This is a genomic window from Luteimonas marina (genome assembly GCF_007859325.1).
Taxonomy (GTDB): domain Bacteria; phylum Pseudomonadota; class Gammaproteobacteria; order Xanthomonadales; family Xanthomonadaceae; genus Luteimonas; species Luteimonas marina.
On sequence record NZ_VOHK01000009.1, the window covers coordinates 16,318 to 43,105 of the forward strand.

20 protein-coding genes, 1 other RNA gene and 1 pseudogene are annotated in these 26,788 nt (G+C 70.7%); 4 read left to right on the forward strand and 18 right to left on the reverse strand.

Annotated features, from left to right (window positions below; genetic code table 11):
• Positions 1 to 90: 90 nt before the first annotated feature.
• From ftsA to mraZ, 12 genes are read right to left on the reverse strand one after another with little or no spacing between them, the layout of a single operon-like run.
• Positions 91 to 1,326: a cell division protein FtsA gene (gene ftsA, locus FQY83_RS16525; RefSeq protein WP_146389169.1), complete on the reverse strand. Its 1,236-nt coding sequence runs from the start codon at positions 1,324 to 1,326 to the stop codon at positions 91 to 93.
• On the reverse strand, positions 1,323 to 2,150 hold the full coding sequence (locus FQY83_RS16530; RefSeq protein ID WP_146389171.1) for a cell division protein FtsQ/DivIB: 828 nt from the start codon (positions 2,148 to 2,150) through the stop codon (positions 1,323 to 1,325). The genes ftsA and FQY83_RS16530 overlap by 4 nt, the downstream gene beginning before the upstream one ends.
• Positions 2,147 to 3,088 (reverse strand): D-alanine--D-alanine ligase, encoded by a 942-nt coding sequence (locus FQY83_RS16535; RefSeq protein WP_146389173.1) that lies wholly within the window; start codon positions 3,086 to 3,088, stop codon positions 2,147 to 2,149. The genes FQY83_RS16530 and FQY83_RS16535 overlap by 4 nt, the downstream gene beginning before the upstream one ends.
• A complete protein-coding gene (murC, locus tag FQY83_RS16540; RefSeq protein WP_146389175.1) occupies positions 3,085 to 4,533 on the reverse strand; it encodes a UDP-N-acetylmuramate--L-alanine ligase in 1,449 nt (482 codons plus the stop codon). Before murC ends, FQY83_RS16535 begins: the two co-directional genes overlap by 4 nt.
• Positions 4,530 to 5,876 (reverse strand): putative lipid II flippase FtsW, encoded by a 1,347-nt coding sequence (ftsW, locus tag FQY83_RS16545; RefSeq protein WP_146389177.1) that lies wholly within the window; start codon positions 5,874 to 5,876, stop codon positions 4,530 to 4,532. Before ftsW ends, murC begins: the two co-directional genes overlap by 4 nt.
• Positions 5,876 to 6,961: a phospho-N-acetylmuramoyl-pentapeptide-transferase gene (gene mraY, locus FQY83_RS16550; protein WP_146389179.1), complete on the reverse strand. Its 1,086-nt coding sequence runs from the start codon at positions 6,959 to 6,961 to the stop codon at positions 5,876 to 5,878. The genes ftsW and mraY overlap by 1 nt, the downstream gene beginning before the upstream one ends.
• A complete protein-coding gene (locus FQY83_RS16555) occupies positions 6,951 to 8,342 on the reverse strand; it encodes a UDP-N-acetylmuramoyl-tripeptide--D-alanyl-D-alanine ligase (protein ID WP_146389182.1) in 1,392 nt (463 codons plus the stop codon). The genes mraY and FQY83_RS16555 overlap by 11 nt, the downstream gene beginning before the upstream one ends.
• Positions 8,339 to 9,799, reverse strand: coding sequence for a UDP-N-acetylmuramoyl-L-alanyl-D-glutamate--2,6-diaminopimelate ligase (locus FQY83_RS16560; RefSeq protein WP_192906735.1), 1,461 nt, complete (start codon positions 9,797 to 9,799; stop codon positions 8,339 to 8,341). The genes FQY83_RS16555 and FQY83_RS16560 overlap by 4 nt, the downstream gene beginning before the upstream one ends.
• Positions 9,800 to 9,807: 8 nt before the next feature.
• Positions 9,808 to 11,643 carry a peptidoglycan D,D-transpeptidase FtsI family protein gene (locus tag FQY83_RS16565; protein ID WP_146389186.1) on the reverse strand — a complete coding sequence of 612 codons (1,836 nt, stop codon included), beginning with the start codon at positions 11,641 to 11,643 and terminating at the stop codon, positions 9,808 to 9,810.
• Positions 11,640 to 11,903 carry a cell division protein FtsL gene (ftsL, locus tag FQY83_RS16570; protein ID WP_146389188.1) on the reverse strand — a complete coding sequence of 88 codons (264 nt, stop codon included), beginning with the start codon at positions 11,901 to 11,903 and terminating at the stop codon, positions 11,640 to 11,642. The genes FQY83_RS16565 and ftsL overlap by 4 nt, the downstream gene beginning before the upstream one ends.
• On the reverse strand, positions 11,900 to 12,904 hold the full coding sequence (rsmH, locus tag FQY83_RS16575; RefSeq protein WP_146389191.1) for a 16S rRNA (cytosine(1402)-N(4))-methyltransferase RsmH: 1,005 nt from the start codon (positions 12,902 to 12,904) through the stop codon (positions 11,900 to 11,902). Before rsmH ends, ftsL begins: the two co-directional genes overlap by 4 nt.
• 41 nt (positions 12,905 to 12,945) lie before the next feature.
• The gene (gene mraZ, locus FQY83_RS16580; RefSeq protein ID WP_146389193.1) at positions 12,946 to 13,392 is read right to left on the reverse strand and encodes a division/cell wall cluster transcriptional repressor MraZ; all 447 of its coding nucleotides are present in this window, start codon (positions 13,390 to 13,392) and stop codon (positions 12,946 to 12,948) included.
• Positions 13,393 to 13,805: 413 nt separating this feature from the next.
• On the opposite strand from mraZ, the pseudogene FQY83_RS17845 reads away from it, so the two are divergent.
• A pseudogene (locus FQY83_RS17845) lies at positions 13,806 to 13,919 on the forward strand (helix-turn-helix domain-containing protein); the annotation flags it as partial.
• Positions 13,920 to 14,032: 113 nt separating this feature from the next.
• On the opposite strand, the gene rnpB reads toward FQY83_RS17845, so the two are convergent.
• Together rnpB and rsmI are read right to left on the reverse strand one after the other, a co-directional pair.
• An RNA gene (gene rnpB / locus FQY83_RS16590) (RNase P RNA component class A) lies at positions 14,033 to 14,472 on the reverse strand.
• A 53-nt stretch (positions 14,473 to 14,525) separates the two neighbouring features.
• A complete protein-coding gene (rsmI, locus tag FQY83_RS16595) occupies positions 14,526 to 15,368 on the reverse strand; it encodes a 16S rRNA (cytidine(1402)-2'-O)-methyltransferase (protein ID WP_146389195.1) in 843 nt (280 codons plus the stop codon).
• 67 nt (positions 15,369 to 15,435) lie between these two features.
• On the opposite strand from rsmI, the gene FQY83_RS16600 reads away from it, so the two are divergent.
• Positions 15,436 to 16,602 (forward strand): penicillin-binding protein activator, encoded by a 1,167-nt coding sequence (locus FQY83_RS16600; RefSeq protein ID WP_158636544.1) that lies wholly within the window; start codon positions 15,436 to 15,438, stop codon positions 16,600 to 16,602.
• 6 nt (positions 16,603 to 16,608) lie between these two features.
• Entirely contained in the window at positions 16,609 to 16,971 is a 363-nt protein-coding gene (locus FQY83_RS16605) for a YraN family protein (protein WP_146389200.1), read from the forward strand.
• A 175-nt stretch (positions 16,972 to 17,146) separates the two neighbouring features.
• Here FQY83_RS16605 and FQY83_RS16610 read toward each other — a convergent pair whose 3' ends face one another.
• The 4 genes from FQY83_RS16610 to FQY83_RS18000 form a co-directional block, all read right to left on the reverse strand.
• Positions 17,147 to 18,112: a TrbL/VirB6 family protein gene (locus FQY83_RS16610; RefSeq protein ID WP_146389202.1), complete on the reverse strand. Its 966-nt coding sequence runs from the start codon at positions 18,110 to 18,112 to the stop codon at positions 17,147 to 17,149.
• A 110-nt stretch (positions 18,113 to 18,222) separates the two neighbouring features.
• Positions 18,223 to 18,729 carry a gluconokinase gene (locus tag FQY83_RS16615; RefSeq protein WP_146389204.1) on the reverse strand — a complete coding sequence of 169 codons (507 nt, stop codon included), beginning with the start codon at positions 18,727 to 18,729 and terminating at the stop codon, positions 18,223 to 18,225.
• A complete protein-coding gene (locus FQY83_RS17995; protein WP_146389206.1) occupies positions 18,726 to 21,098 on the reverse strand; it encodes a GH36-type glycosyl hydrolase domain-containing protein in 2,373 nt (790 codons plus the stop codon). Before FQY83_RS17995 ends, FQY83_RS16615 begins: the two co-directional genes overlap by 4 nt.
• Positions 21,095 to 22,486, reverse strand: a complete 1,392-nt coding sequence (locus FQY83_RS18000) for an MFS transporter (protein WP_146389208.1) — start codon at positions 22,484 to 22,486, stop codon at positions 21,095 to 21,097. The genes FQY83_RS17995 and FQY83_RS18000 overlap by 4 nt, the downstream gene beginning before the upstream one ends.
• Before the next feature lie 404 nt (positions 22,487 to 22,890).
• Between FQY83_RS18000 and dnaE the strand changes: the two genes are divergently transcribed.
• The gene (gene dnaE, locus FQY83_RS16630; RefSeq protein WP_146389211.1) at positions 22,891 to 26,412 is read left to right on the forward strand and encodes a DNA polymerase III subunit alpha; all 3,522 of its coding nucleotides are present in this window, start codon (positions 22,891 to 22,893) and stop codon (positions 26,410 to 26,412) included.
• The last annotated feature ends 376 nt before the right edge of the window (positions 26,413 to 26,788 follow it).

Below are 26,788 nucleotides of genomic sequence, written 5' to 3' on the forward strand. Positions count from 1 at the left end.
TATGTGTCGCTGGGTGTTGCTGCTTGCTTGCCACGCTTCGCTTTCGTCGTCGCTTCCTGATTTGCCTCGTCGTCCGGATCCGGGCGTCCATCAGAATTCCCCCCGGAACCAGGTGCTGACCTTCTTGAGCAGGCTGCCCGCCTTGCCCGTCGGCAGCGACGGGCGGCGCGGGTTCTCGATCTGGCTGCCCATCAGCAGCAGGCCCACGCCAGTGGCGTGGACCGGGTTGTTGACCACTTCGCCCAGGCCGGTGACGTGCTGCGGGATGCCCACGCGCACCGGCATCTGCAGCATTTCCTCGGCCAGCTCGACCACGCCCTCCATCTTCGCGGCGCCGCCGGTGAGCACCATGCCGGCGCGCACGTGCTGCTCGAAGCCGGAGCGGCGCAGTTCGGCCTGCACCATCTCGAAGATCTCCTCGTAGCGCGCCTGCACCGCCTGCGCCAGCGACTGCCGCGGCAGCCGCCGCGGCGGACGGTCGCCGACGCTCGGGACCTGGATCGATTCCTCGCTGGTCGCCAGCTGCGCCAGCGCGCAGGCGTAGCGGACCTTGATCTGCTCGGCCTCGGGCGTGGGCGTGCGCAGCATGTGCGCGATGTCCTCGGTGACCTTGTCGCCGGCGATCGGCAGCGAGGCGGTGTGGCAGATCGCGCCCTGCACGAACACGGCGAGGTCGGTGGTGCCGGCGCCCATGTCCACCAGCACCACGCCCAGCTCGCGCTCGTCGCCGGTCAGCACCGCGGTGCTGGAGGCGAGCGAGGACAGCACCAGGTCATCGATCGACAGGCCGCAGCGCTGCACGCACTTGCTGATGTTGGCCGCGGCCGACTGCGCGCAGACCACCAGGTGCGCGTGCACTTCCAGGCGCACGCCGGTCATGCCGACCGGGTTGCGGATGCCTTCCTGGGAATCGTCGAGCACGTACTCGCGCGGGATCGCGTGCAGGATGCGCTGGTCGGCCGGGATCGCCACCGCCTTGGCCGCGTCGAGCACGCGATCGAGGTCGGCCCAGGTCACCTCGCCGTCGCGGATCGGCACGATGCCGTTGGAGTTGCGGCACTGCACGTGGTTGCCGGAGATCGACGCGTACACCGAGCGGATCTCGCAGCCGGCCATCAGCTCGGCCTCCTCGACCGCGCGCTGGATCGACTGCACGGTCGATTCGATGTCGACCACCACGCCGCGCTTGAGCCCGCGCGATTCGTGCGAGCCGATGCCGATCACCTCGATCGGATTGCCGGGCGAGTACTCGCCGACCAGCGCCACGATTTTCGAGGTGCCGATGTCGAGGCCGACGATGAGGGCCTTGTCGCCTTTGCGGTTCATGTGTGGGGGCCGTGATTCGTGATTCGTGATTCGTGATTGGGAAAACTGGGGAAGCGGGAGAACGCCAGCGCTTCGCCGCCGGGTTGTTCGATTCCCGATTCCCGATTCCCGACTCCCGGCTTCGCCCACTCGAGGGCGAAGCCATTGGTGTAGCGCAGGTCCGCGCGCCGCAGCGACTCGGGGTTGCGCGCCAGCAGCTGCGGCAGCACGCGCGCGAAGCGTTTCAGGCGCAGGCGCGCTTCCTGGCTGCCGACGATCACTTCGATGCCGTCGTCGAGGATGAGCGACCAGCTGTCGCGGCTGTCGAGCGCCAGCTTCGCCACCGTGTGGCCGCCGGGCGCGAACATCTCGCGCGATTCGTTGTAGAGCGCGACGACGTCCGGCGCGCGCGCGTCCGGCCCGTGCAGCAGCGGCAGGCCGACGGGCACGTCGATGCCGGCGACCGGGAACAGGCGGCCCTGTTCGGACAGCAGCCGGTCCTCGCCCCAGCGCGCGAACGGGCGGTGTTCGACCACGCGCACTTCCAGCACGTCGGGCCAGCGCTTGCGCACCTCGGCGTGTTCGACCCACGGCAGCTTCGCGACCGCGGCCTGCGCGTCGTCGAGCTTCACCGCGAAGAAGCCCGAGGCCGCGTGCGGCAGCAGCGTCTCGCGCAGGCGCGCGGTGTCGACGCGCTCCAGCCCGTCGGTCACGCGCAACGTGCGCAGCGGCCAGCGCTCGGTGCCGATCCAGCCGTTGACCAGCGCGACCACCGGCAGCACGACCAGGGCGATCGCGAGCGCCCAGGTCGCCACCTGCAGGATGCGGCGGACTGCGGCATTCATACCGTCTGCTCCAGCACCCGCCAGCACAGCCCGGCGTAGTCGATGCCCAGCTGCGCCGCGGCCTTGGGCACCAGCGAGTGGCTGGTCATGCCCGGCGCGGTGTTGACTTCGAGCAGCAGCAGTTCGCCGCTGGCGCGGTCGCGCATCAGGTCGACGCGGCCCCAGCCGGAACAGCCGGCGGCGCGGAACGCGGCCAGCGCGAGTTCGCCGATGCGCTTTTCCTCCTCGCCTTCCAGGCCGGGGCACAGGTAGCGGGTGTCTTCGGAGACGTACTTGGCGTGGTAGTCGTACCACTCGCCCTTGGGCACGATGCGGATCGATGGCAGCGCGAGCTCGCCCAGGATGCCGACGGTCAGTTCGTCGCCGTCCACCAGCGGTTCCACCAGCATCTCGCCACCGTACTCGCGCGCAACGCGCTCGGCTTCGGCGATGCCGGCCGCGTCGGCCACGCGCGCCACGCCGACGCTCGATCCTTCGCAGGAAGGCTTCACGAACACAGGCAGACCGATTTCGGCGATTGCCGCGGGCACGTCGCCATTCGGCGGCAGGCGCAGGAAGCGCGGCGTCGGCAGGTCGGCGGACTGCCACACCTGCTTGGTGCGGATCTTGTCGAGGGTCAGTGCCGCGCCGAGCACGCCGGCGCCGGTGTACGGCACGCCCAGCGCCTGCAGCAGGCCCTGCAACACGCCGTTCTCGCCGTCGCCGCCGTGCAGGATGTTGAACACGCGATCGACCCGGCCGGCGCGGATCGCTTCGAGCAGCGCGGGAATGCCGTCCACCGCATGCGCATCCACGCCGCGCGCGCGCAGCGCATCGAGCACGCCGCGCCCCGAGTCCAGCGACACTTCGCGCTCGCTGCTGGTGCCGCCGAGCAGCACCGCGACGCGGCCGAACACGGCCGGATCGGTGAAGCGCGGCGCAGGCACGGCGGCGCTCATCGCGAACCTCCCGCGAAACCCTCGCGCGCCAGCTGCTGCGCGGCGTGGCCGATGTCGCCCGCGCCCATCATCAGCAGCAGGTCGCCGTCGTGCAGCACGTCGGGCAGCACGCCGGCCAGCTCCTGCGCGCTGTTGACCACGACCGGATCGATGCGACCGCGGGCGCGGATCGCGCGCGCGAGCGCCTTGGCGTCGGCGCCGGCGATCGGCGCCTCGCCCGCGGGGTAGACCTCGGTCAGCACCAGCGCATCGGCCTCGGACAGCACCGCGGCGAAATCGTCGAACTGGTCGCGCGTGCGCGTGTAGCGGTGCGGCTGGAACGCGACCACCAGCCGGCGCTCGGGCCAGCCGCCGCGCGCGGCGTCGAACACCGCCGCCAGCTCCTTCGGATGGTGGCCGTAATCGTCCACCAGCTGCACGTTCGCGCCCTGCGCGGTGCGCAGCTGCGCGAGCAGGTTGAAGCGGCGGCCGATGCCCTCGAACTTCTCCAGCGCCGCCGCGATCGCCGACGGCTCCACGCCCAGCTGCCAGCCGATGGCCGCGGCCGCGAGCGCGTTGAGCACGTTGTGGCGCCCGGGCAGGGCCAGCGTCGCCGGCGTGCGCGAGCCGTCGGGCAGGCACAGGGTGAAGCGCATCGCCCCGCCCTGCTGGGCGACGTCTTCGGCGCGCACGTCGGCCTGCTCGGAGAAGCCGTAGGTCATCGCGTGGCGCGGCATGTCCTGGGCCAGCCGCGCGACCTCGGGGTCGTCGATGCACAGCACCGCCAAGCCGTAGAACGGCAGCCGGTGCAGGAATTCGGAGAACGCCGCCTGCACGCGCGCGAAATCGCCGCCGTAGTTCTCGAGATGGTCGGCGTCGATGTTGGTGACCACCGCGATCAGCGGGTTCAGGCGCAGGAAGCTGCCGTCGCTCTCGTCGGCCTCGGCCACCAGCCACTGGCCATCGCCCAGGCGCGCGTTGGCGCCGGCCGCGAGCAGCTGGCCGCCGATCACGAAGGTCGGATCGAGGCCGCCCTCGCCCAGCACGCTCGCGGTGAGCGAGGTGGTGGTGGTCTTGCCATGGGTGCCGGCCACGGCGATACCGCGGCGGAAGCGCATCAGTTCGGCCAGCATTTCCGCGCGCGGCACGATCGGGATGCGCTGCGAACGCGCTTCCATCAGCTCCGGGTTGTCATGCCGGATCGCGCTCGAGACCACCACGCAGTCGGTGCCGAGCACGTTCGCCGCGGCATGGCCGCGGTGCACGGTGGCGCCCAGGCGCACGAGGCGCTGCGTGGTCGCGTTGTCGGCGGTGTCGGAGCCCGACACCTGGTAGCCGAGCGTGCACAGCACTTCCGCGATGCCGCTCATGCCGGCGCCGCCGATGCCGACGAAATGCACGCGCGAGAACGCGCGGGCGATGCCCTCCTTGGTCAGTTCGCGGGCGGCGAGCAGGCGACGGATCATGCATTCCTCCCGAGGCCGCCGAAGGTCGGCTCGATGCGTGGGCGCAGGCGGCTGGTGCCGCGCGCGCCGGCGACCGCGGACGGCGGCGGCTGCGTGGTCGGCGGCGGCGCCGGCGCCGGCGCATCGCCGCCCGGGCCCTTCGCGCCCTCGCCGCGCAGGCGCGCGACCTGGCGCTGGGCGCGGTCGAGTTCGTAGGACACGCGCAGCAGCAGACCGATCGCGACGCAGGTCATCATCACGCTGGAGCCGCCGGACGAGATCAGCGGCAGGGTCAGCCCCTTGGTCGGCAGCAGCCCGAGGTTGACGCCCATCGAGACCAGGCTCTGCAGGCCGATCATCAGCGCCACGCCGAAGGCGCAGTAGCCGGCAAAATGGCGCCGCATCTCCACGCAGCGATAGCCGATCCACAGCGCGCGGCCGACCAGGGCGGCGAACAGCGCGATCACGAAGAACACGCCGACGAAGCCTAGTTCCTCGCCGATCACCGAGAAGATGAAGTCGGTATGCGCCTCCGGCAGGTAGGACAGCTTCTGGATCGACGCACCGAGGCCGACGCCGGCCAGCTCGCCGCGGCCGATGGCCATCAGCGCGTTGCTCAGCTGGTAGCCGGCGCCGAGCTGGTCGTCCCACGGGTTCCAGAACGAGGTGATGCGGCGCAGGCGATAGGGTTCGATCACCGCCACCGCCACCAGCGCCGGCAGCAGGCCCAGCACCGGCAGCATCATGCGCTTGAGGTGGCCGCCGCCGAGCACCAGCATGCAGGCGGTGACCGCGAGCAGCATCGTCGCCGAGCCGAAGTCCGGCTGCATCAGCAGCAGGCCCACCAGCACGACCGCCACGCCGATCGGCTTGAGCATCGCCGCCCAGGTCGCGTTGACCTCGTCGCGGAAGCGCACCAGGTAGCTCGCCAGCCAGACCAGGTAGAGGATCTTCACCGCCTCGACCACCTGGAAGTTCGACACGCCGAGGTTGATCCAGCGGCGCGCGCCGTTGACGGTGTGGCCGAGGCCGGGCACGAACACCAGCAGCAGCAGCAGCACGCACAGCGCCAGCAGCGCCTGCGGGTACTTCTCCACCAGCTTCAGGTCGGTGCGCATCACCACCGCGCACAGCACGATGCCCACGGCCAGGAACACGACGTGGCGGACGAGGTAGTAGAACGGGCCCTCGCCGTGGTTCACCGCGACCGCGATCGAGCTGGACGCGACCATGACCACGCCGAAGGCCGCGATCGTCGCCACGATCGCCAGCAGCCAGCCGTCGTAGCGCCCCTCGATCGCGTCCAGGCGCGTGGCCTGGCGGGCGCCGCTTTCGAATGCGCGGGAATCGAACGTCGTGCTCATCAGCGCACCTTCAGGGTGGCGAGCCCGACCAGGACCAGGATCACCGAGATGATCCAGAAGCGCACGATCACGCGCGGCTCCGGCCAGCCTTTGAGCTCGAAGTGGTGGTGGATCGGCGCCATGCGGAACACGCGCTTGCCGGTGAGCTTGAACGAGGCCACCTGGATCATCACCGACAGCGTCTCGATGACGAAGATGCCGCCCATGATCACCAGCACCAGTTCCTGGCGCACGATCACCGCGATCGTGCCGAGCACCGCACCGAGCGCGAGCGCGCCGATGTCGCCCATGAACACCATCGCCGGATAGGTGTTGAACCACAGGAAGCCGAGCCCGGCGCCGGCGATCGCGGCGCAGATGATCGCAAGCTCGCCCGCGCCCGGCACCACCGGAATCTGCAGGTAGCGCGCGAACTCGGCGTGGCCCGAGGCGTAGGCGAACACCGCCAGGCCGCAGGCGACCAGCACCGTCGGCATGATCGCGAGGCCGTCGAGGCCGTCGGTGAGGTTGACCGCGTTGGAGAAGCCGACGATCCAGAAGTAGGCGATCGCGACGAAGCCGACGCCGGCCAGCGGCAGCGCCACAGACTTGAAGAACGGCACGAAGAACGTGGTCGCCGCCGGCACGTCGGCGTAGAGGTACAGGTACACGCCCGCGGCGAGGCCGAAGATCGACTGCAGCAGGTACTTCCAGCGCGACTTGAGGCCGTTGGGGTCGCGCTTGACGATCTTGATCCAGTCGTCGTACCAGCCGATCGCGCCGAACGCCACCATCACCAGCAGCACCACCCACACGTACTTGTTGCGCAGGTCGCCCCACAGCAGCACCGACGCAAAGACCGTGAACAGGATCAGCGCACCGCCCATCGTCGGCGTGCCCGCCTTGGAGAAGTGCGACTGCGGGCCGTCCTGGCGGATCGGCTGGCCGCCCTTGTACTGGGCCAGCTTGCGGATCACCGCCGGGCCCCACCACAGCGACAGGAACAGCGCGGTCAGCGCGGCGAGGATGCCACGGAAGGTGAGGTAGCCGAACAGGCCGAACAGGCCTTCGAGCTGCTGCAGCCAGCGTGTCAGTTCAAGCAGCATCGTGATCCCCCGTGTCGCGTGGCAACAGCGCATCGACGATGCGGTCCATCGCGCTGCCGCGCGAACCCTTCACCAGCAGGCGCACGCCCGAGTGCAGGTCCACACGCAGCGCGTCGACCAGGGCGTCGTGGCTGTCGAAATGGCGCCCGCCGTCGCCGAAGGCCTCGACCGCGGCGGCGCTCAGCGGCCCGAGCGCGTACAGCCGCGCGATGCCGGCGCGCTGCGCGCGGCGACCGGCTTCGGCATGCAGCGCCACCGCGTCCTCGCCGAGCTCGCGCATGTCGCCGAGCACCAGCCAGTTCTCGCCGCTGGCCGCGGCCAGCGTGTCGATCGCGGCGTTCAGCGAACCCGGGTTGGCGTTGTAGCTGTCGTCGATCAGGATCGCGCCGTTGTCGAGGCGATGGCGCACGAGGCGGCCCTTCACCGGCTCGGCCTCCGACAGCGCCTGCGCGATCGTCGCCAGCGGCACGCCGAGCGCCAGCGTGATCGTGGCCGCGGCCAGCGCGTTGGCGACGTTGTGGCGGCCCGGCAGCGGCAGCGACACCCTGGCCTCGCCCGCCGGCGTGGCCAGGGTGAAGCGCGAGACCTCGTCGTCGAGCCGGAGGTCGCGCGCGGTGACGTCGGCGCTCGCTTCCAGGCCGAAGCGCAGCAGCCGGCGGCCGTGGGCGCGCTCGGCGAAGTACGGCGCGAAGGCGTCGTCGGCGTTGATCACGGCGACGCCGTCGTGCGGCAGCGCGTCGTAGATCGCGGCCTTGGTGTCGGCGATGCCGAGCAGGCTCTGCATCCGCTCCAGGTGCGCCGGCGCGACATTGTTCACCAGTGCCACGTCCGGGCGCACGATCCCGGTCAGGTAGGCGATGTCGTTGTGCTTGCCGGCGCCCATCTCGTAGACCGCGACGTCGGCGTCGTCGGGCGCGTCGATCACCGCCAGCGGCAGGCCGATCTCGTTGTTGCGGTTGCCGGGGTTGGCGTAGGCCGCCAGCGTGCGCGACAGGATCGCCAGCGTGAGCTGCTTGACGCTGGTCTTGCCGTTGCTGCCGGTGATCCCGACCACCTTGCCGGTGCGGGCGTGCTGCAGCGACGCAGCCAGCGCGGCCAGCGCACGCTCGGTGTCCGCCACCACCACCTGCGGCAGCGGCGCGTCGCAGGCGCGCGAGACCAGCGCCGCGCGCGCGCCCTGTTCGGCGGCGGTCGCGACGTGGTCATGGCCATCGAAGTTCGCGCCCTTGAGCGCGATGAACAGCGCCGCGCGGCCATCGCTGGCGTCGAGCGTGCGGGTGTCGGTCTCGACCGCGTCGATCAGCACGTCGTCGCCCTGCCCGCCCCCATGCAGACGGCCGTTGGTCCATTGCGCGATGCGCGAAAGCGGCAGCGGCTTCATGGCGCGGCCTCCAGCGCTTCGCGCGCGACCAGCCCGTCGTCGAAGGGATGCTTCACCCCGGCGATGTCCTGGTAAGTCTCGTGGCCCTTGCCGGCGATCAGCACGATGTCGCCCGCCTTCGCGCGGCCGATGGCGCCGCTGATCGCGGCGCGACGATCGCGCTGCACGACCACGCGCCGCGGATGCGCAAAACCGGCCATGATCCCGGCCACGATCGCGTCACCGTCCTCGCCGCGGGGGTTGTCGTCGGTGACCACGACCTCGTCGGCCAGGCGCTCGGCGATCGCGGCCATCTGCGGGCGCTTGCCGGTGTCGCGCTCGCCGCCGCAGCCGAACACGCAGACCAGGCGCCCGCGCAGGTGGCCGCGCAGCGATTCCAGCGCCTGCTCCAGCGGATCGGGCTTGTGCGAATAGTCGACCACCACCAGCGGCAGGTCGCCGCCGCCGAGGCGGTTCATGCGCCCCGGGATCGGCTGCAGCCTGCCGAGCACACCGGCGATCGCGTCCACGTCGAAGTCCAGCGCGTGCAGCACGCCGGCCACGACCAGCAGGTTGTCGATATTGAAGCGCCCCAGCAGCGGCGAGGCGATGCGACGCACGCGGCCGTCGAGATGCAGGTCGAAGGCGATGCCGTCGGCGTCGAGCGAGACGTCCTGCGCACGCACCGGGGCGTCGGCGGCGCCACGCGCGCTGGTGCCGATGGCTCGCAGCGCGTCCGGCAGCGCGGCGAACAACCGGCGGCCGTAGGCGTCGTCGAGGTTCACCACCGCCGCGCGCAGGCCCGGCGTCGCGAACAGCTTCGCCTTCGCCGCGCCGTAGGTGTCCATGTCGCCGTGGTAGTCGAGATGGTCGCGGCTGAGGTTGGTGAACACGCCGACCGCGAAATGCACCGCGTCCACGCGCCCCTGGTCGAGCGCATGCGAGCTGACTTCCATCGCGATCGCCTGCGCGCCTTGCTCGCGCAGCTGCGCGAGCAGCGCATGCGTCTGCAGCACCAGCGGCGTGGTGAAGCCGGTCGGCTGCGCCTGGCCGTACAGTCCCGCGCCGAGCGTGCCGATGGTGCCGCTGCGCACGCCGCACAGGTCCAGCGCCTGCGCCAGCAGTTGCACGGTGGAGGTCTTGCCGCTGGTGCCGGTGACGCCGATCGCGGTCATGCCCGCGGACGGACGGCCGTGGAACTCATCGGCCATCGCGCCCATGCGCGCGCGCAGGCCGGGCACGGCGATGGCGTCGGCCGGCGGCGGCGGCACGTCGTCCGGCACCGGCGGCTCGAACAGGATCGCGCGCGCGCCGGCGCGCCGGGCCTGCTCGACGAAATGCAGGCCGTGCGTGCCGAAGCCGCCGATCGCGACGAAGGCATCGCCTTCGCGCACGTCGCGGCTGTCGAGCACCAGCCCGGCGATCGACAGCGACGCGGGCACGCCGGCCACCTCGGGCAGCAGCCGCGACAGCGGCATCAGGCGGCTCATCGCGCCGCCCCCGGCTGCGCCGCGGTACCGGCCGCGACGGTGGCGGGCGCCGCGACCTTCGCCACCCGGGCCTTCTTCGCTTCCTCGGCGGCCTGCGCCGCCAGCCAGGTCTCGATGTCGTCCGGCGGCACGTCCATCAGCCGCAGCGCGCCCTCCATCACCCGCGCGAACAGCGGCGCGGAGACGTAGCCGCCGCCGTAGGTGGAACCGCCGCCGGAGGGATCGGGATCGTTGACCACCACGGTCACCGCGAAGCGCGGCTTGTCGACCGGTACCAGCCCGGCGAAATAGGCGATGTAGCGACGCGAGTAGCCGCCGCCCGAAGACTTGCGCGCGGTGCCGGTCTTGCCGGCGACGTGGTAGCCCAGGATCGCCGCGCGCGTCGCGGTGCCGCCCGGCTCGGTGACGGTCTGCATCATCTGCATGACCTGCGCGGCGACCTTCGGGTCGAGCACCTGCTTCGCCTCGCCGCCGGAGCCACCCTTGACGAAGGTCGGCGTCACCGCGCGGCCGCCGTTGCCGAGCGTGGCGTAGGCGCGCGCGATCTGCAGCGGCGTCACCGACAGGCCGTAGCCGTAGGACAGGGTCTGCTTGGTGGTGCCGTCCCAGCGCTCGGGCGTACGGAAATTGCCCGGCGCCTCGCCCGGGAAGCCGCTGCCGGTGCTGGAGCCGTAGCCGAGGCGGCGCAGGAAGGCGTCGAACTCGCGGTCGGGCAGCAGCTTGACGATCTTCGACACGCCGACGTTGGAGCTCTTGGTGATGATGCCGGTGGTGTCGAGCACACCGTAGTTGCGGAAGTCGCTGGTCTTGTACTTGCCGTTCGCGATCCAGCCGGGGCTGGTGTCGAAGCGCGTGGTCGGGGTAATCACGCCCGATTCGAGCGCGGCCGCGACGGTGAGCGGCTTCATCGTCGAGCCCGGCTCCAGCAGGTCGGTCACCGCGCGGTTGCGGTAGGCGTCGCGGTTCTCGCCGCTGACCTTGTTGTTGTTGTACGAAGGCAGGTTCGCCATCGCCAGCACTTCGCCGGTGGCGACGTCGAGGATCACCACCGAGCCGCTGGCGGCGCCGGCTTCGAGCAGGGTGCGCTTGAGCTCGCGGTAGGCAAGGAACTGGATGCGGCGGTCGATGCTCAGCACCAGGTCCTTGCCGGGTTCGGCGGGACGGATCAGGTCGACGTGCTCGACGATGCGGCCGTGGCGGTCGCGGATCACCTTCTGCGCGCCGGGCGTGCCGCTGAGCCAGTCGTCGAACGCCAGCTCGACGCCCTCCTGCCCCTGGTCGTCGACGTTGGTGAAGCCGAGCACGTGCGCGACCGCCTCGCCCTGCGGATAGAAGCGGCGGAACTCGCGCTGCGAGAACACGCCGGGAATGCGCAGCGCCAGGATCTTCTGCGCCACCGCCGGGTTGATCCGGCGATGCCGCGGCACGTACATGAACTCCTTGTCCTTGCGCTGCGAGACGTAGCGGGTCAGGTAGTCGGGCGGCAGGTCGGTGGCCTCGGCCAGGCGCGCGATCGCGGCCGGGTTGTTGGCCAGCTCCTGCGGATTCGCCCACAGCGATTCGACCGGCGAGGACACCGCCAGCGGCTCGCCGTTGCGGTCGGTGATCATGCCGCGCGAGGTCGGGATCGGCACCTCGCGCAGGAAGCGCGCATCCGCCTTTTTCTGGTAGAAGGCGTTGTCGACCAGCTGCAGGTCGACCGCGCGGCCGACCAGGACCACCGAGCACAGCGCCATCGCGCCGCCGACCAGCCACAGCCGCCCGCGCAGGTTGAACTGCGCGCGCGGGCGCGGCTTCTTCGCCGAACCGCCGGCGGTCTTGACGAACCTCATGGCCGCACCACCACGATCTCGCCGGCGGCGGGGAACTTCATGCCGAGCTTGTTGCGCGCGACCTGGTCGATGCGGTTGCTCTCGGCCCAGGTCGCCTGCTCCAGCTGCAGCCGGCCGAACTCGATGTTGAGCTCGTCGCGCGCGCGCTCGAGCCGCGTCAGCTGCACGTACAGCTCGCGATGCTGGTGGCGCGCGTGGACCACGCCGATCGCGGAGATCACGGTGGCGATGACGAGCACGGCCAGGGCGATGCGGGTCATGGCCGCGGCTCCGCTGCGGCCGGGATTGGGGATTGGGGATTGGGGATTGGGGCCTGCCGTCCCGCTTTTCCGAATCCCGAATCCCGAATTCCCAATCCCAGCTTTTCAGCCACCCGCAGCACCGCGCTGCGCGCGCGCGGATTCGCCGCCACTTCGTCTTGGGGCGCCTTGCCGGCGTCGCCGATGGCGCGCAGCGTCGGCACGAAGCCGGTCGCTTCGGGCAGGCGGCGATTGCCGGGCGGCGCCTTCGCGCGGGCGGCGATGAAGCGCTTGACGATGCGGTCCTCGAGCGAGTGGAAGCTGATCACCGCCAGCCGGCCGCCGGGCCCGAGCGCGTCGTGTGCGGCGTCGAGGCCGCGCTCGAGGTCGTCGAGCTCGCGGTTGACGTGGATACGGATCGCCTGGAACGAGCGCGTCGCCGGGTGGATTTCCCGATGGGAGCCGGCGTGTTTCCCTCGCGGCATCACCGAGGCGATCAGCTCGGCCAGTTCGGTGGTGCGGGTGAGCGGCTGCTCCGCGCGGCGCGCGACGATGGCGCGCGCGATGCGGCGGCTCATGCGCTCCTCGCCGTAGGTCCACAGCACGTCGGCGATCTCGCGCTCGTCCGCGCGCGCCAGCCACTGCGCCGCGCTTTCGCCGGATTCGGGGTCCATGCGCATGTCGAGCGGGCCGTCCTTGCCGAAGCTGAAGCCGCGATCGGCGACGTCGAGCTGCGGCGAGGACACGCCGAGGTCGAACAGCACGCCGTCGACGCCGGCCGCCGCCGCGTCCCAGCCGCCGAGGTCGGCGAAGCTGCCGCGCCGGATCGCGACCCGGGCATCGCCGGCAAACTCGCGCTGCGCCACCGCGATCGCTTCGGGATCCTTGTCCATCAGCAGCAGCCGACCTCCCGCGCCCAGGCGTTGCAGCACGCCCCGCGCATGGCCGCCGCGCCCGAACGTGCCGTCCAGATAGGTTCCGTCTTCGACCACGCGCAGCCCTTCCATGACCTGCTCGAACATCACCGGAAGGTGCGCGGACCGGACTTCCGCGCCACCGTCCGTCACAACTGCAGATCCACCAGGTCGTCGCCCAGGTCGGCATCGCCCAGCGTCTGCCTGATCTGCGCGAGGTGCGCCTGCTCGCTCCACAGCTCGAACTTGTCGCCCATGCCCACCAGCACCGCCTTCTTCTCGATGCCGACCGCGTTGCGGTGGCTGGCGGGAATGCCGACGCGCCCGTTGGCGTCCGGCTCGACGAAGGTCGCCGCGCCGACCAGCTTCAGCTGCAGCTGACGGTTGACCGAGCGCGTGCGCGGCAGTGCGTTGACCTGGTCGCGCACGCGCTCCCAGACCGCCAGCGGATACAGGTAGAGGCTTCCGGACTCGAAGGGGTTGTAGGTGACCACCAGGCGATTGCCGCCAGCGCTCGCGACGAGATCCCGGTAACTGGTCGGGATCGCCAGCCGGCCCTTGTCGTCGATCGTGATGGCGGTCTCGCCCTGGAACACCACTTCCTGCCCGGAGGTACCCGTCTTCGGCGGGCTTCAGCATCGGAAAACCACAAAATTCCCGGTTTCCCCACGAAGCGCCACCTTATGGGCGGTCCCGAACGATGTCAACAGCTTTCATGTGCAAATTTCATTAAGCGGGTCAATGACTTGCACGATAGTTCACAGACTTGTTCAAGCCTTATCCACAAGCTGCTGATTCGTCTCAAATTTTGAGAATGACCGCTGGACAGTCCGCATGTCGGGTGACGCTGCAGGCCTCTTCGTCAGTGATGCTGCGACGCAACATCGGCCGATATTCAACTGCTCGGTTGACGGTTGCGCCGTGGCAGCGCATATTCAACCACATGATTGAATATCCGTCGCCGCTCGACGGGGTGTTCCACGCCCTCTCCGATCCCACCCGGCGCGCCATGCTCGCCGCGCTGGCCGCGGGCGAGCGCAGCGTCGGCGAACTGGCCGCGCCGTTCGAGATTTCGCTGGCGGCCGCCTCCAAGCACATCCGCACGCTCGAGCGCGCCGGCCTGGTGAAGCGCACCGTGCAGGGTCGCACCCACCGTTGCGCGCTCGAGGCCGCGCCGCTGGCCGGGGCTCTGGCGTGGCTGCGCAGCCATGCGGGAGGCCGGGCCGGTGAGGAAGGTGGCGGAGCCGGCCTGTAAGCCGGGTTCTGTCGTGGACAATCATTCCTCTAGGCGCATCGTCACCGATACGCTCGAGCAACCTACCCGGAGACACCGCGGGCCACGGCATGGTCTCCCTATTTGGTCTTGCTCCCGGTGGGGTTTGCCGTGCCGGTCCGTTACCGGACTCGCGGTGCGCTCTTACCGCACCATTTCACCCTTGCCTGTGCCCTGCCACCCCTTTGCCGTCTCCGGAACGACTTGGCCGGCTTCGCCGGCAAGTGCCGCAAGCGAGCCGCTTCGGCCAGCGGCGGCAAAGGGGTGACAGGGCCATCGGCGGTATCTTTCTGTTGCACTTTCCGTCGGCTCACGCCGCCCAGGCGTTACCTGGCACCGTGCCCTGTGGAGCCCGGACTTTCCTCGGCATCGTTTCCGATGACGCGACTGCCCGGCCGACTCCGCCGAGCGCATTGTCGCACGCCCGATTCAGGGCCGGATGAACTGCTGCCCGCGTCAGCTTCCGTACAAGGCCTTGCGCGGCGCGCCGGTGATCTCCGCCGCCAGCTTCGCCGCGGCGGACGGCGGCAGGTGGCCGCTGAGCAGTGCGTACACGCGACGGCCCTCGACCAGGCGCGCCTCGCCATCGTCGCCCGCGCCCTCCACCATCACCACGAATTCGCCCTTGCGCTGGTCGGCGTCGGCGACGACGCGCGCATGCAGCTGCGCCAGGGTGCCGTCGAGCACCGTCTCGAACAGCTTGGTCAGCTCGCGCGCCAGCACCGCGCGGCGTTCGCCGCCGAAGGCCGCGACGGCATCGGCCAGCATGTCGTCGATGCGGTGCGAGGATTCGTAGAAGATCAGCGTGCGCGGTTCGCCCGCGAGCGCGGCCAGCCGCTCGCGCCGCGCCGACGCCTTCGCCGGCAGGAATCCCTCGAAGGCGAAGCGGTCGCTGGGCAGTCCGGCGACGCTCAGCGCGGCCACCAGCGCGCTCGGCCCCGGCACCGGGCTCACGCGCAGGCCGGCCTCGCGCGCGGCGCGCACCAGGCGGTAGCCGGGATCGCTGACCAGCGGCGTGCCGGCGTCGCTGACCAGGGCCAGCGACTGCCCCGCCTGCAGCCTCGCGACCAGGCGCTGCGCCAGTGCGTCCTCGTTGTGCTCGTGCAGCGCCAGCAGCGGCGTGGCGATGCCGAACTGCGACAGCAGCTGGCGGGTGTGGCGGGTGTCCTCGGCGCAGATCGCGTCGACCTCGCGCAGCACGGCCTGCGCGCGCGGCGACAGGTCACCGAGGTTGCCGATCGGCGTGGCGACGACGTGCAGCACGCCGGCGGCGGCCGGTCCGGGTTCAGCGGCTGGCATCGTCTCTCCACGGTCGGGACGGTAGAATCGCGGCTATTGTCCACCGCGGAGCCCGCCGATGCGGCAAATGACGAAATGGATCGTGTGTGCGGCCATGCTGGCCATGCTGGCGGGCTGCGCATCGGTGCAGGTCAGCGGGCCGGTCACCGACGACGGGGCCAGCGCCCAGCCGGTGGTGAACCCGCACTGGAACTTCGATCCGGCGCGCCCCGCGGGCGACCGCGACGGCTATCGCCCGCCGCGCAAGCTCGCGGTGCTGCTGCCGATGACCGGACAGCTGGCCACGGCCGCCGCCTCGGTGCGCGACGGCCTGCTCGCCGGCTACTACGCCGAGCGGCGCGGCAAGCCCGAACTCGCGTTCTACGACACCGCGGGCACGGTCTCGGGCGCGATCTCCGCGCGCGACCGCGCGATCGCCGAAGGCGCGGACCAGATCCTCGGCCCGCTCGGCCGCGACGAGGTCTCCGCGCTGTTCCAGTCGGCGCAGCCGGTACCGCTGCTGGCGCTGAACCGCGGCAGCAGCGCGCCGTCGGACAACGGCGCGGACTTCTCGCTCGCCCCCGAAGACGAGGGCACGGCCGCCGCGGCCTACGCGCTCGCGCGCAACGCGAAGCGGGTGCTGGTGCTCAGCAACGGTGACGACCACGCGCAGCGCAGCATCAACGCGTTCCGCGCGCGGCTGGAGGCCGAGGGCGGCGCGATCGTCGGCACCCTGGCCATCGTCGGCGACAAGCCCGCCGACCAGTCGGACGCGCTGCGCTCGGCAGCGACGCGCGAAGGCGGCGTGGACGCGATCCTGATCGCCCTGCGCGGCAGCCAGGCGCGCCTGGTCGTGCCGCAGCTGTTCGCGGCGGGGCTGGGCGACCGGCTGCGCGTCGCCACCTCGCAGCTCACCTCGGGCACCGGCAAGGCCGACGAGGACAAGGCGCTGGACGGCATCGCCTTCGCCAGCGAAACCTGGACCAGCGCGGGGCTGTCGGGCCTGCCGTCGCCGGCGACGCTGGCGGCCGATCTGCCCACCGCGCGAGGACCGGCGGCGCGGCTGTTCGCCTTCGGCCACGACGCCTGGCTGCTCAGCGGCTACCTGCAGCACCTGGCCGAGCACCCCGAGGCCAGCCTCGACGGTGCTACCGGCAGGCTGACGCTCGATGCCGGCGGCAACGTCCAGCGCGCGCCGGCATGGGCCACCTTCAGCAACGGCATCGTGGTGCCGCTGGCGGGCGCCGGCGGCTGACCGGCGATGCGCAGCCGCGGCGCCGGGGTCGAAGCCGCCGCGCGCGAACATCTGCTCGGTGCCGGGCTGCGCATGCTCGCGGCCAATGCCGCCGCGCGCTTCGGCGAACTGGACCTGGTGATGCTCGACGACGACACCGTGGTCTTCGTCGAGGTGCGCTATCGCCGCAGCGCGCGCTTCGGCGGCGGCGCGGCGTCGGTGGACGCAGGCAAGCGCCGCCGGCTGGTGCTGGCCGCGCAGCAGTTCCTGGCCATGCACCGCGAACACCGCGACGCGCCGTGCCGGTTCGACGTGGTCGACGCCTCCGGGGATCCCGCCGCTCCGCAACTGCGCTGGATCCGTGACGCGTTTCGCGCCGACGACGCCTGAAGCAACACCGAACCGCGGTCATTTCGAGCGCAGCGGGAAATCCCCGCCCAAGAACGATACCCAAGGGAACTTTCGGAACGCCGTTTCTCGAACCACGCCGGGATTCTTGGTGACTCCGGTTCTTCAACCACCAGGAAGATTGCCGTCGATTCCTTGCCTCGCGATTGCGCCTCGACTATGTCCAGCCGGCTCCGCGATTGCCGTGAGGTGACATGCCGGCGGCGGTCTGGGCTGGACCTGCCGGAGCCGGGGCCAGATGACTGCCCATCGTCCCACCCGGATTGCCGGGCGAGCCCTGCTGCGGCTGCGGCTGGAACGCGTTGTACGGGCTGAACTGGCCCAGGGTGCCCTGGAACAGCATCGCCGCGATCGGTGGTGCGCTCACGATCAGCGTGGTCAGGATCAGGCCCAGCCCGCCCTGCTGCATCGCCATGCTGGTCACGTTCTCGCTGCCCGGCATGCCGACCCCCGGAATCATGCTGCTCACCCAGAACGCCATGCCCACGGCGATCACCATGTCCAGCGCCAGGGTGACCGTCACGGTCAGTACCGCCATCGAGAAGATCGCGCCCATGCCGTAGAGCAGCCACTTGTGGAACAACGGCCTGGTCTGCTCGAACAGCAGGCACAGGATGAACAGCGGCCCCAGCGCCAGCACCAGCCCGATCGCGAACTTGTTCAGCATGATCGCGGCCGCCGCCGTGATCGCCGGCAGCCCGAGGCCGGCCGTGATCAATGCAAGCGTGCGGTCCTTCTGCTCCCGGGTTTCCTCGTCATGGGTGCTGTCCACCGAATCGACCACGACCAGCGCCGCCTGCAGGATGGCCAGCGTGCGGTCGATGTTCTCGTATGCACCCTCTCCGTCCGCGTCACCGGTCATGGTCTCGTTGATCGTGCTCGACAGCCCGTCGGTCACGGCGCCGTAGATCGAGCCGAAGGATGCGCCGAGCCCGAGCGCGATGCCGACGATGAAGGTGGCCCGGAGCGCGCCGACCACCAGCGCCATCATCGACTCGCGCGACGTCCCGGTCACGATGCGGTAGCCCTGGATCATGATCCACAGGGTAAGGATGAGCACGCCGATCCCGCCGAGCACCTGGATGACGCGGGTGCCGAGGTTGGGCAGGTACTCGTGGATCAACTCGTCGTCGATGAACGAGTTGATCTCGTGGAAGAAGACGACATCTTCGGCATCGCTGCACCACGGAATGGACCATCACACGAAGCCTGCCCCTGCAAGAGGGCGGTGGACTATTCAAGTGCGGACAGCGCCTGTTCGAGGATGCGCGCCGGCGGCACGTCGATGGCGATGGCGCGCACGTCGGTTTCGCCGCGCGGGGACTCCAGTGCTTCGAACTGGCTGTCGAGCAGCGAGACGGGCATGTAGTGGCCGCTGCGCGCGCGCATGCGCGCGGCGATCAGGTCGCGACCGCCCTGCAGGAACAGGAAGCGCAGCGGCAGGCCGGCCTCGCGCAGCATGTCGCGGTGCGCCCGGCGCAGGCCGGAGAAGGCCAGGGCCACGCGCTCGCCGACGGTGACGCGGCACTGCAGTTCGACGGCAATGCGCTCCACCCAGGGGCGGCGCATGTCGTCGGTCAGCGGCTGGCCACTGGCCATGCGCGCCTTCGCTTCGTCGCTGTGGAAGTCGTCGGCATCGAGGAAGGTCGCCGGCCAGGCGCCGGCCAGCGCGCGCGCCAGCGTGGTCTTGCCGCTGCCCGACACGCCCATCACCACGGCCACGCGCACGTCGCGGCTCATGCCGGCAGCTCCACGCGTACCACGTAGCGATGCCCGGCGCGGACGTGCGCGATGCGGTCGCCGTCGAGCCGCTGCCCGTCCACGATCAAGACCGTTTGCGCAAGGCCCTGCATGCGTTCGATCTCCACGTCGAACTCGGCGCCGCGGAACCGCCGCCGCGCGCGCGCGCGCGGCCAGTGCGAGGGCAGCTTCGGCGCGATGCGCAGGCCGTCGCCGTCGCCGCGCAGGCCGAACAGCGATTCGACCAGGCAGCGGTACAGCCAGGCCGCGGTGCCGGTGTTGAATAGTTGGCTGGAACGGCCGGCGGTGCGCGGGTGCAGCCGCCAGGCGCCGCGATAGTAGTTGGGCACGAACACCGGCAGCTGGCCGCGCTGCAGGCAGTCGTCGGCATCGGGGCCCGACAGCATCGCGCGCAGCGTGCGCCAGGCGCGGTCGGACTCGCCCACGGCGTACAGCGCGTGCAGCCAGAACACGGCGGCATGGTTGTAGACCGCGCCGTTCTCCGCCGAGCCCGGGAACTTCTGCGTCAACCGACCGACGTCCTCGCGCATGCCGGTGTACGGCGGGCCGAGCATCGCCACGCCCCAGGGCGACACCAGCTCCGCCTCGACCGCGGCGAGCAGGCGCCCGCGCCGCGCCTCGTCGGCGGCGCCACCGAGCATCGCCCAGGCTTGCGGGTTGAGGTAGATGCGGCCCTCGTCGTCGGCGCGCACGCCGAAGGCCACGCCGTCGTCGGTGATGCCGCGGGCGTACCAGTCGCCGTCCCACAGGTGCCGGTTCACGGCGGCATTGAAGGCGTCGGCGCCTGCTCGGAACGCGGCGCCCTGCGCGTCGCGCCCGTGCCGCGCGCAGATGCCGGCCCACAGCGCCAACGCGTGCGCGCTGGCCAGCGACAGCCAGCCGGAGACGCCGCGTCCCTTCCAGCCGACCATGTTCATCGGGTCGCACCAGTCGCCCTGGGCGATGTAGCTGAGTCCGCGGTCGTCACGCTGGTCGAGCAGCCACTGCATCGCGCGGTCGATGCGCTCGGCGACGCTGGCGGCGCGGCCTTCGCGATCGACCACCGCTTCGTCCAGCAGCGCATCGTCTCCGGTCTCGTCCAGGTAGGCGTCGAGGAACACTGGCAGCCAAACGCAATGGTCGGTATGCGGCACCTGGTTGATGTACTTCAGCTCGGCGCCTTCGACCAGCAGGATGCCGTCGGGCATCGCGCCGCTCGGTTCCTGCTGCGACAGCGCGTGCAGGAAGGCCGCGCGCGCCGTGGCCGGCCGCAGGTAGGCCATGCCCATATGGTCCTGCAGGTAGTTGCGCGTCTGCGGATCGGTGGTCAGTCGGTTGGCATCGCCGTGGTAGTAGACCTGCCGCGGCAGCCAGTGGTTGGCGAAATCGTCCAGCCACGGGTCCGGCGTCTCGATGCGCAGGCAGCCGCGGCCTTCGTCGAGATAGGCCGCGTAGCGCGCGGTGGCGTCGGCGAAGCCGTGCGCGGAGAGGTGGCGTTCGCGCAGCGCCGCGATGTCCGCGTCGTCGCGCGCCGGCGCGAACAGGAAGCGGTAGTCCTGCGCCTCGTCCGGCACCAGCGCGACGCGGTACTGCAGGGCCGCCGTCGGCGTCTCGTACAGCGCGTCGCCCCTGGCCAGCGATTGCGCGCCGACAATCGCGGAAGGCGCGTTGAGCCCGCCCTCGCCTTCGAACGCCGCCTGGTTCGCCTCCCACGCGTCGGGCGCGCGCTCGTGCAGCAGCACCGTGCGGTCCTTGAAGTCGCGATTGCGGAAATAGTCCTCGACCTTCTGGTACGGAGTGACGCTGCTGCAGACGATGCCGCCGAGGTCGGCGCGGTAGCCGCCGCACTGGTGCATCCACGACATGTAGCCGACCGGGAAGTACGGATACAGGCTGATCCTGCGCGCACGGCCGGAGAGGTTGCGCACGCGCAGCGTCCACAGCTCGGCGACGTCGTCGACCGGCAGCGCGACGCCCAGTTCCACCTCGATTCCGTCGCAGCGCACGGTCCACGCCACGTCGCCCTGCCCGACCGAGAACGCGAACCCGTCCGGCGCCCGCTTCACCGGCGCATGCGGCGCCGAGAACAGCCCGCCGCTGTCCTCGTCCTTCACGTAGCAGAAGCGGCCGGGGTGATGCGCGTAGTACGGCTGCTCCGGCTGCATGAAGGTCTTCGCCTCCAGTGCCGGCGCGTGCGCGTACTTCGCCGGCTCGGGCTGCATGAACTGCGCGGTGGCATAGCCGCGGCAGTTGAGCTGCAGCAGCATGCGCCGGTTCCACAGGAAGGTGGAGGCCTGCGGCATCGCCGTCGGGCTGTGCAGGACGCAGCGCCGGCCGCCTTGCTCGAATGCGCAGGGCGCTTCGCTCATGCCGCCGCGTCCCGCCGCGCCTGCAGCTCCGCCTGCACCCGTTCCAGCGCCGCGTCGTCCAGCGGATAGAAGCGCATCAGCCAGGCCGCGAGCAGCGCGACCACGCCGGGAATCACGGTCAACAGCAGCGCGATGCCCTGCCGCGAGGCATCCGACTGCGCCTCGTTGGCGACATAACCCATCGCCGCCAGCACCCAGGCGATCGCCGCCGCGGCGAGCGCGCCGCCGAGCTTCTGCGAGAAGGTTGCGGCCGAGAAGGTCATCGCGGTGGCGCGGCGCCCGGTCTTCCATTCGGTGTAGTCGGCGCAGTCGGCGTACATCGAGAAGGCCAGCGGCGACTTCGGCCCCAGCAGCAGGCCGATCGCGGTATTGAGCGCGAACAGCGCCCAGATCGCGTCGGGCGGCACGAAGTACATCGCGCAGCTGAGCACGCCGACGCCGGCCATCAGCCACATCAGCAGCCGGCGCTTGTCGACGTAGCGCGTCATCACCGGCGTCAGCGCCGCGCCCACCGCCAGCGCGACCGAGTACATGCCCAGGAAGGTGCCGGTCAGCTCCGGCCGGCCGACGTGGTACTTCAGGAAGTACACCAGCGAGCCGCTGCGCATCACGATCGTCACCATGATCACCAGCGCCAGCACGAACAGCACCAGCCACGGCTTGTTGTGCAGCAGGTCGAGCAGGTCCTGCTTCACCGCCGTGCGCTGCTGCGGCGGCGGCGCGATGCGCTCGCGCGTGGTCAGGAACACGGTGGCGAAGGTCGCGGTCGCGATCACGCCGTACAGCGCCAGCGTGAGCTGCCAGCCCAGCGCCTCGTCGCCGCGCCCGAGCCATTGCACCAGGTCCAGCGTCAGCCAGTTGACCAGGGTGGTGCCGGCGAAGGCGGCGATGAAGCGGAAGCTGATCAGGGTGGTGCGCTGCTGGCTGTCGGCGGTCATCACGCCCGAGAGCGCGGAGTACGGCATCGACAGCACGGTGTAGGCCAGCATCATCAGGGTGAAGGTGGCATAGGCCCAGAGCAGCTTGCCGCCGGGATCGAGGTCGGGCACGGTCCAGGTGAGCACGCCGGTCAGCGCCAGCGGCAGCGCGCCGAACAGCAGGTAGGGGCGGAAGCGACCCCAGCGCGTGCGCGTGCGGTCGGCGAGCGCGCCCATCAGCGGGTCGGTCACCGCGTCCACCAGCCGGGTCACCAGGATCATGGTGCCGACCGCGGCCGCGGCCAACCCCATGACGTCGGTGTAGAAGATCAGCAGGAAGGCCGAGATGTTGGCCCAGTACAGGTTGAAGCCGAAGTCGCCGAGGCCGTAGCCGGCCTTCTCGCGCAACGGCAGGATCGCGCCGGCCGCACGTGGTCCGCCCGGCTGCGCCGTGGCCTGGTCGTTGCCCATGTCTCTCCCCGTGGCGCCGCGCCCCGTCTGCGGGGGCGTCCGGCCGTCGATGCGGTGTGGTAGCGCTATCAAGAGTGCCGGCAACGGGGGGCGAAGGCAAACCGGACTCGCGCGGTACCGGGGCATCGGTGGTTTCGGCGGGAGGGCGGATGGGCTGCGGGGGGAGTGTCGCGATCGGCGGTCCCCCGCCCCAGCCCTCCCCCGCAGGCGGGGGAGGGAGCAGGATGCCGCGGCTGTTGGCCCCCTCCCCCGCCTGCGGGGGAGGGTTAGGGTGGGGGACCGGCCCTCCGCTTCCCGCCCCGGCACGAAGCGATGTCCTGCCGTTCCGCCGATGCGGCCATGTCAAGCCTTGTCCGCACCGCCCCCGCCACCTACCCTGCGCCTGCCCGCCTGCACCGGCCACGATGTCCTCCCGTTTCGTCCATCTCCACGTCCACAGCGAGTACTCGCTGGCCGACTCGACGATCCGCATCCCGGATCTCGTGAAGCGCTGCGCCGAGCACGGCCAGCCCTCGGTCGCGATCACAGACCGCAACAACCTGTTTTCGCTGGTGAAGTTCTACCGGGCGGCCGAGGGCGCCGGGATCAAGCCGATCGCCGGCGCCGACGTGATGGTCGCCGACGGCGGCGACCCGGCCTGGCCGCTGACCCTGCTGTGCCGCGACCGCGAGGGCTACCTGAGCCTGTCGCGTCTGCTCACGCGGGCGTGGATGCAGGGCCATCGCCACGACGGCGTGGTGGTCCGCCCCGACTGGCTGGGCGAGGATGCCGCCGGCCTGTTCGCCATCGCCGGCCGCCACAGCCGCGCCGGCCAGCTGTTCGCCAGCGGCCGCGACGACCTCGCGACGGCCTGGCTGGGCGACCTGCAGCGCGCCTACGGCGAGCGCTGCTTCCTCGAACTCACCCGCTGCGGGCTCGACGGCGAGGACACGTTCAACGGCTTCGCGCTGCAGGCCTCGAGCGCGCGCGGCATCCCGGTGGTCGCCAGCAACGAGGTGCGCTTCCTAGACGCCGACGGCTTCGAGGCGCACGAGGCGCGCGTGTGCATCGCCTCGGGCCGCGTGCTCGACGACCCCAAGCGTCCGAAGGACTATTCGCCCGGGCAGTACCTCAAGTCCAGCGAGGAAATGGCGGCGCTGTTCGCCGACGTGCCCGACGCGATCGACAACACCGTCGCGCTGGCGCAGCGCTGCAACCTCGAACTGCGCCTGGGCACCTACTACCTGCCGGCGTTCCCGGTGCCGTCCGACGAGACGCTGGACAGCTGGATCCGCAAGGAAGCGCGCGACGGCCTCGCGCGGCGGCTGGACAAGCACCCGCTGGCGCCCGGCCACACGCGCGAAAGCTATGACGAGCGGCTGGAGCGCGAGCTCGACGTCATCGTCTCGATGGGCTTCCCCGGCTACTTCCTGATCGTCGCGGACTTCATCAACTGGGCCAAGGACCACGGCATCCCGGTGGGACCGGGCCGCGGCTCGGGCGCCGGCTCGCTGGTCGCCTGGGCGCTGGGCATCACCGACCTCGACCCGCTGCCCTACGACCTGCTGTTCGAACGCTTCCTCAATCCCGAACGCGTGTCGATGCCGGACTTCGACATCGACTTCTGCATGGACCGCCGCGACGAGGTGATCGACTACGTCGCCGGCAAGTACGGCCGCGACCGCGTCAGCCAGATCATCACCTACGGCACGATGGCGGCCAAGGCGGTGCTGCGCGACGCCGGCCGCGTGCTCGGCTTCCCCTACGGCTTCGTCGACGGCCTGTCGAAGCTGATCCCGCTGCAGCCGGCCGATCCGCTGTCGCTGGAGGACGCGATCGGGCGCAGCAAGCGCGCGCAGAAGGACGACGGCTACGTCGTCGCCGAGTTCAGGCAGCGCTACGAGGAAGAGGACGACGTGCGCGACCTCGTCGACCTCGCGCTGCAGCTCGAGGACCTCACCCGCAACGCCGGCAAGCACGCCGGCGGCGTGGTGATCGCGCCCTCGCCGCTGTCGGACTTCTGCCCGCTGTTCGCCGAACACGATGCCGACGGCCGCGGCCGCAACCCGGTCACCCAGTTCGACAAGGACGACGTGGAAGCGGTCGGCCTGGTGAAGTTCGACTTCCTCGGCCTGAGGACGCTGACGATCATCGACTGGGCGGTGAAGGCGATCAACGAACGTCGCGCGTCGAAGGGCGAGGCGCCGCTCGACATCTCGGCGCTGCCGCTCGACGACAAGCCGAGCTACGAACTGTTCGCACGCGGCGACACGGTCGCGGTGTTCCAGTTCGAATCGCGCGGCATGCGCGAGCTGCTCAAGCGCGCGAAACCAGATACGTTCGAGGACATCATCGCGCTGGCCGCGCTGTTCCGCCCCGGCCCGCTGGGCAGCGGGATGGACCGGCAGTGGTGCGACCGCAAGCACGGGATCGAGGACGTCAGCTACCCGCATCCGGCGCTGGAGCAGGCGCTCTCGCCGACCTACGGCGTGATTGTGTACCAGGAACAGGTGATGCAGATCGCCCAGGTGCTGGCCGGCTACTCGCTGGGCGGCGCCGACCTGCTGCGCCGCGCGATGGGTAAGAAGAAGCCCGAGGAGATGGCCAAGGAGCGCGCCAAGTTCGAGTCCGGCGCGGCCGCCAACGGCGTCGACGCGCGCACCGCGACCCAGATCTTCGACCTGATGGAGAAGTTCGCCGAGTACGGCTTCAACAAGTCGCACTCGGCCGCCTATGCGCTGGTCGCCTACCAGACGGCGTGGCTGAAGGTGCACCACCCGGCCGAGTTCATGGCCGCGGTGATGTCCAGCGACATGGACAACACCGACAAGGTGGTCGGCTTCCTCGACGAGGCCAAGGCGATGGGCCTGACCGTGCTGCCGCCAGACGCGAACGCGTCGAACTACATGTTCGAGGCGATCGACGCCCGCACGATCCGCTACGGCCTGGGCGCGGTGAAGGGCGTCGGGCGCGGCGCCTGCGAGGCGATCATCGAGGCGCGCGGCGAGGGCTACGCCGACCTCTACGACTTCTGCAAGCGCGTGGATTCGGGCAAGCTCAACCGGCGCACGCTGGAGGCGCTGATCCACGCCGGCGCGCTCGACGCCTTCGCGTCCAACCGCGCCTCGCTGATGCTGCAGCTGCCGGAAGTGCTCAAGGCCACCGACCAGATCGCGAAGAACCTCGCCGCCGGCATGTTCGACATGTTCGGCGGTGGCGGCGCACCCGACATCCACATCGAGCTGCCGACCTGCGACGAGTGGCCGCTCAAGCAGAAACTCGACGGCGAGCGCGACACCCTCGGCCACTACCTCAGCGGCCATCCGCTCGATCCCTACCGCGAGGAACTCAAGGCGCTGGTCGGCCACGACCTCGGCCAGCTCGACGCGCTCTGGGCCAGCCGCCCCGAGGAGAAGGGCCGCAGCTGGCGCCCGGAAACCACCGTGGTCGTCGCCGGCCAGGTGCTGGCGATGCGCAAGCGCGGCGATTCGCAGGCCTTCGTGCAGATCGAGGACGGGCGCGGGCGGCTCGAATGCGCCTTCTTCGCCGAGGAATACTTCGCCAACGCCGCCCTGCTCACGCGCGACCGCATCCTCGTCATCGAGGGCGGCCTGCGCGAGGACGAGTTCAGCGGCGGCTTCTCGCTACGCGCGCGCCGCTGCTGGGATTTCGAGCAGGTCTGCCAGCAGCACGCGCAGGGCCTGGCGCTGAAGCTCGACCTGCGCGTGCCCGGCTCGCTGGAGCGCGTGGAATCCTTGTTCGCGCAACACCGCCCCGGGAAGACGCCACTGCGCTACGACCTGCTGCTGCCCACCGGCGCCGCGGGCAAGCTCGACGTCAACGGCAGCCATGGCGTGCGTGTCGCCGCCGACCTGCCGTCCACGCTGCGTTCACTGCCGGGCGTGGAGCAGGTCAAACTGTCGCTCGCGCGCCCCTGGGTGAACTGAACGTCGTCGCCCGGGCGGGATCGTCGCATCGAGGCGTCCATGGCCGCAGGACCAGGCGCCGTCCCCGGCGCCATCTTCGACATGCGGATCCCGGCGTTGCCGCACCCCTGCCGCAGGGTTGCCCACGCCCCCCCGGACCGGCATGACGCAAGCGGATGCCGCCACCGAAGTAGTGCCACGGGATCCATGCCTGCACGTCGCTGCACGGCCACGCGAACACGTGACAACGATCACTGCGGTCGATCGCCGCAGCCAATCCCGGCAAACGCAATGCGTGTTCGATCCTTCGCAGTTGCCACGGCCATGTACTGCCGATGCCGTGGGCCTCGAAGCACAACACCTCGCGCGCAAGGATCAGTTCACCGGGAATGCTGGA

Coding starts and splice junctions, on each gene's coding strand:
- FQY83_RS17995 (WP_146389206.1), bottom strand. CDS start 21,098: ATGAGCGAAGCGCCCTGCGCATTCGAGCAAGGCGGCCGGCGCTGCGTC.
- mraY (WP_146389179.1), bottom strand. CDS start 6,961: ATGCTGCTTGAACTGACACGCTGGCTGCAGCAGCTCGAAGGCCTGTTC.
- ftsA (WP_146389169.1), bottom strand. CDS start 1,326: ATGAACCGCAAAGGCGACAAGGCCCTCATCGTCGGCCTCGACATCGGC.
- FQY83_RS16605 (WP_146389200.1), top strand. CDS start 16,609: ATGCGCAGCCGCGGCGCCGGGGTCGAAGCCGCCGCGCGCGAACATCTG.
- FQY83_RS16600 (WP_158636544.1), top strand. CDS start 15,436: ATGACGAAATGGATCGTGTGTGCGGCCATGCTGGCCATGCTGGCGGGC.
- FQY83_RS16530 (WP_146389171.1), bottom strand. CDS start 2,150: ATGAATGCCGCAGTCCGCCGCATCCTGCAGGTGGCGACCTGGGCGCTC.
- FQY83_RS16555 (WP_146389182.1), bottom strand. CDS start 8,342: ATGAAGCCGCTGCCGCTTTCGCGCATCGCGCAATGGACCAACGGCCGT.
- murC (WP_146389175.1), bottom strand. CDS start 4,533: ATGATCCGTCGCCTGCTCGCCGCCCGCGAACTGACCAAGGAGGGCATC.
- rsmI (WP_146389195.1), bottom strand. CDS start 15,368: ATGCCAGCCGCTGAACCCGGACCGGCCGCCGCCGGCGTGCTGCACGTC.
- ftsW (WP_146389177.1), bottom strand. CDS start 5,876: ATGAGCACGACGTTCGATTCCCGCGCATTCGAAAGCGGCGCCCGCCAG.
- FQY83_RS16535 (WP_146389173.1), bottom strand. CDS start 3,088: ATGAGCGCCGCCGTGCCTGCGCCGCGCTTCACCGATCCGGCCGTGTTC.
- dnaE (WP_146389211.1), top strand. CDS start 22,891: ATGTCCTCCCGTTTCGTCCATCTCCACGTCCACAGCGAGTACTCGCTG.
- FQY83_RS18000 (WP_146389208.1), bottom strand. CDS start 22,486: ATGGGCAACGACCAGGCCACGGCGCAGCCGGGCGGACCACGTGCGGCC.
- FQY83_RS16615 (WP_146389204.1), bottom strand. CDS start 18,729: ATGAGCCGCGACGTGCGCGTGGCCGTGGTGATGGGCGTGTCGGGCAGC.
- FQY83_RS16560 (WP_192906735.1), bottom strand. CDS start 9,799: ATGCCGCTGTCGCGGCTGCTGCCCGAGGTGGCCGGCGTGCCCGCGTCG.
- ftsL (WP_146389188.1), bottom strand. CDS start 11,903: ATGACCCGCATCGCCCTGGCCGTGCTCGTCATCGCCACCGTGATCTCC.
- rsmH (WP_146389191.1), bottom strand. CDS start 12,904: ATGTTCGAGCAGGTCATGGAAGGGCTGCGCGTGGTCGAAGACGGAACC.
- FQY83_RS16565 (WP_146389186.1), bottom strand. CDS start 11,643: ATGAGGTTCGTCAAGACCGCCGGCGGTTCGGCGAAGAAGCCGCGCCCG.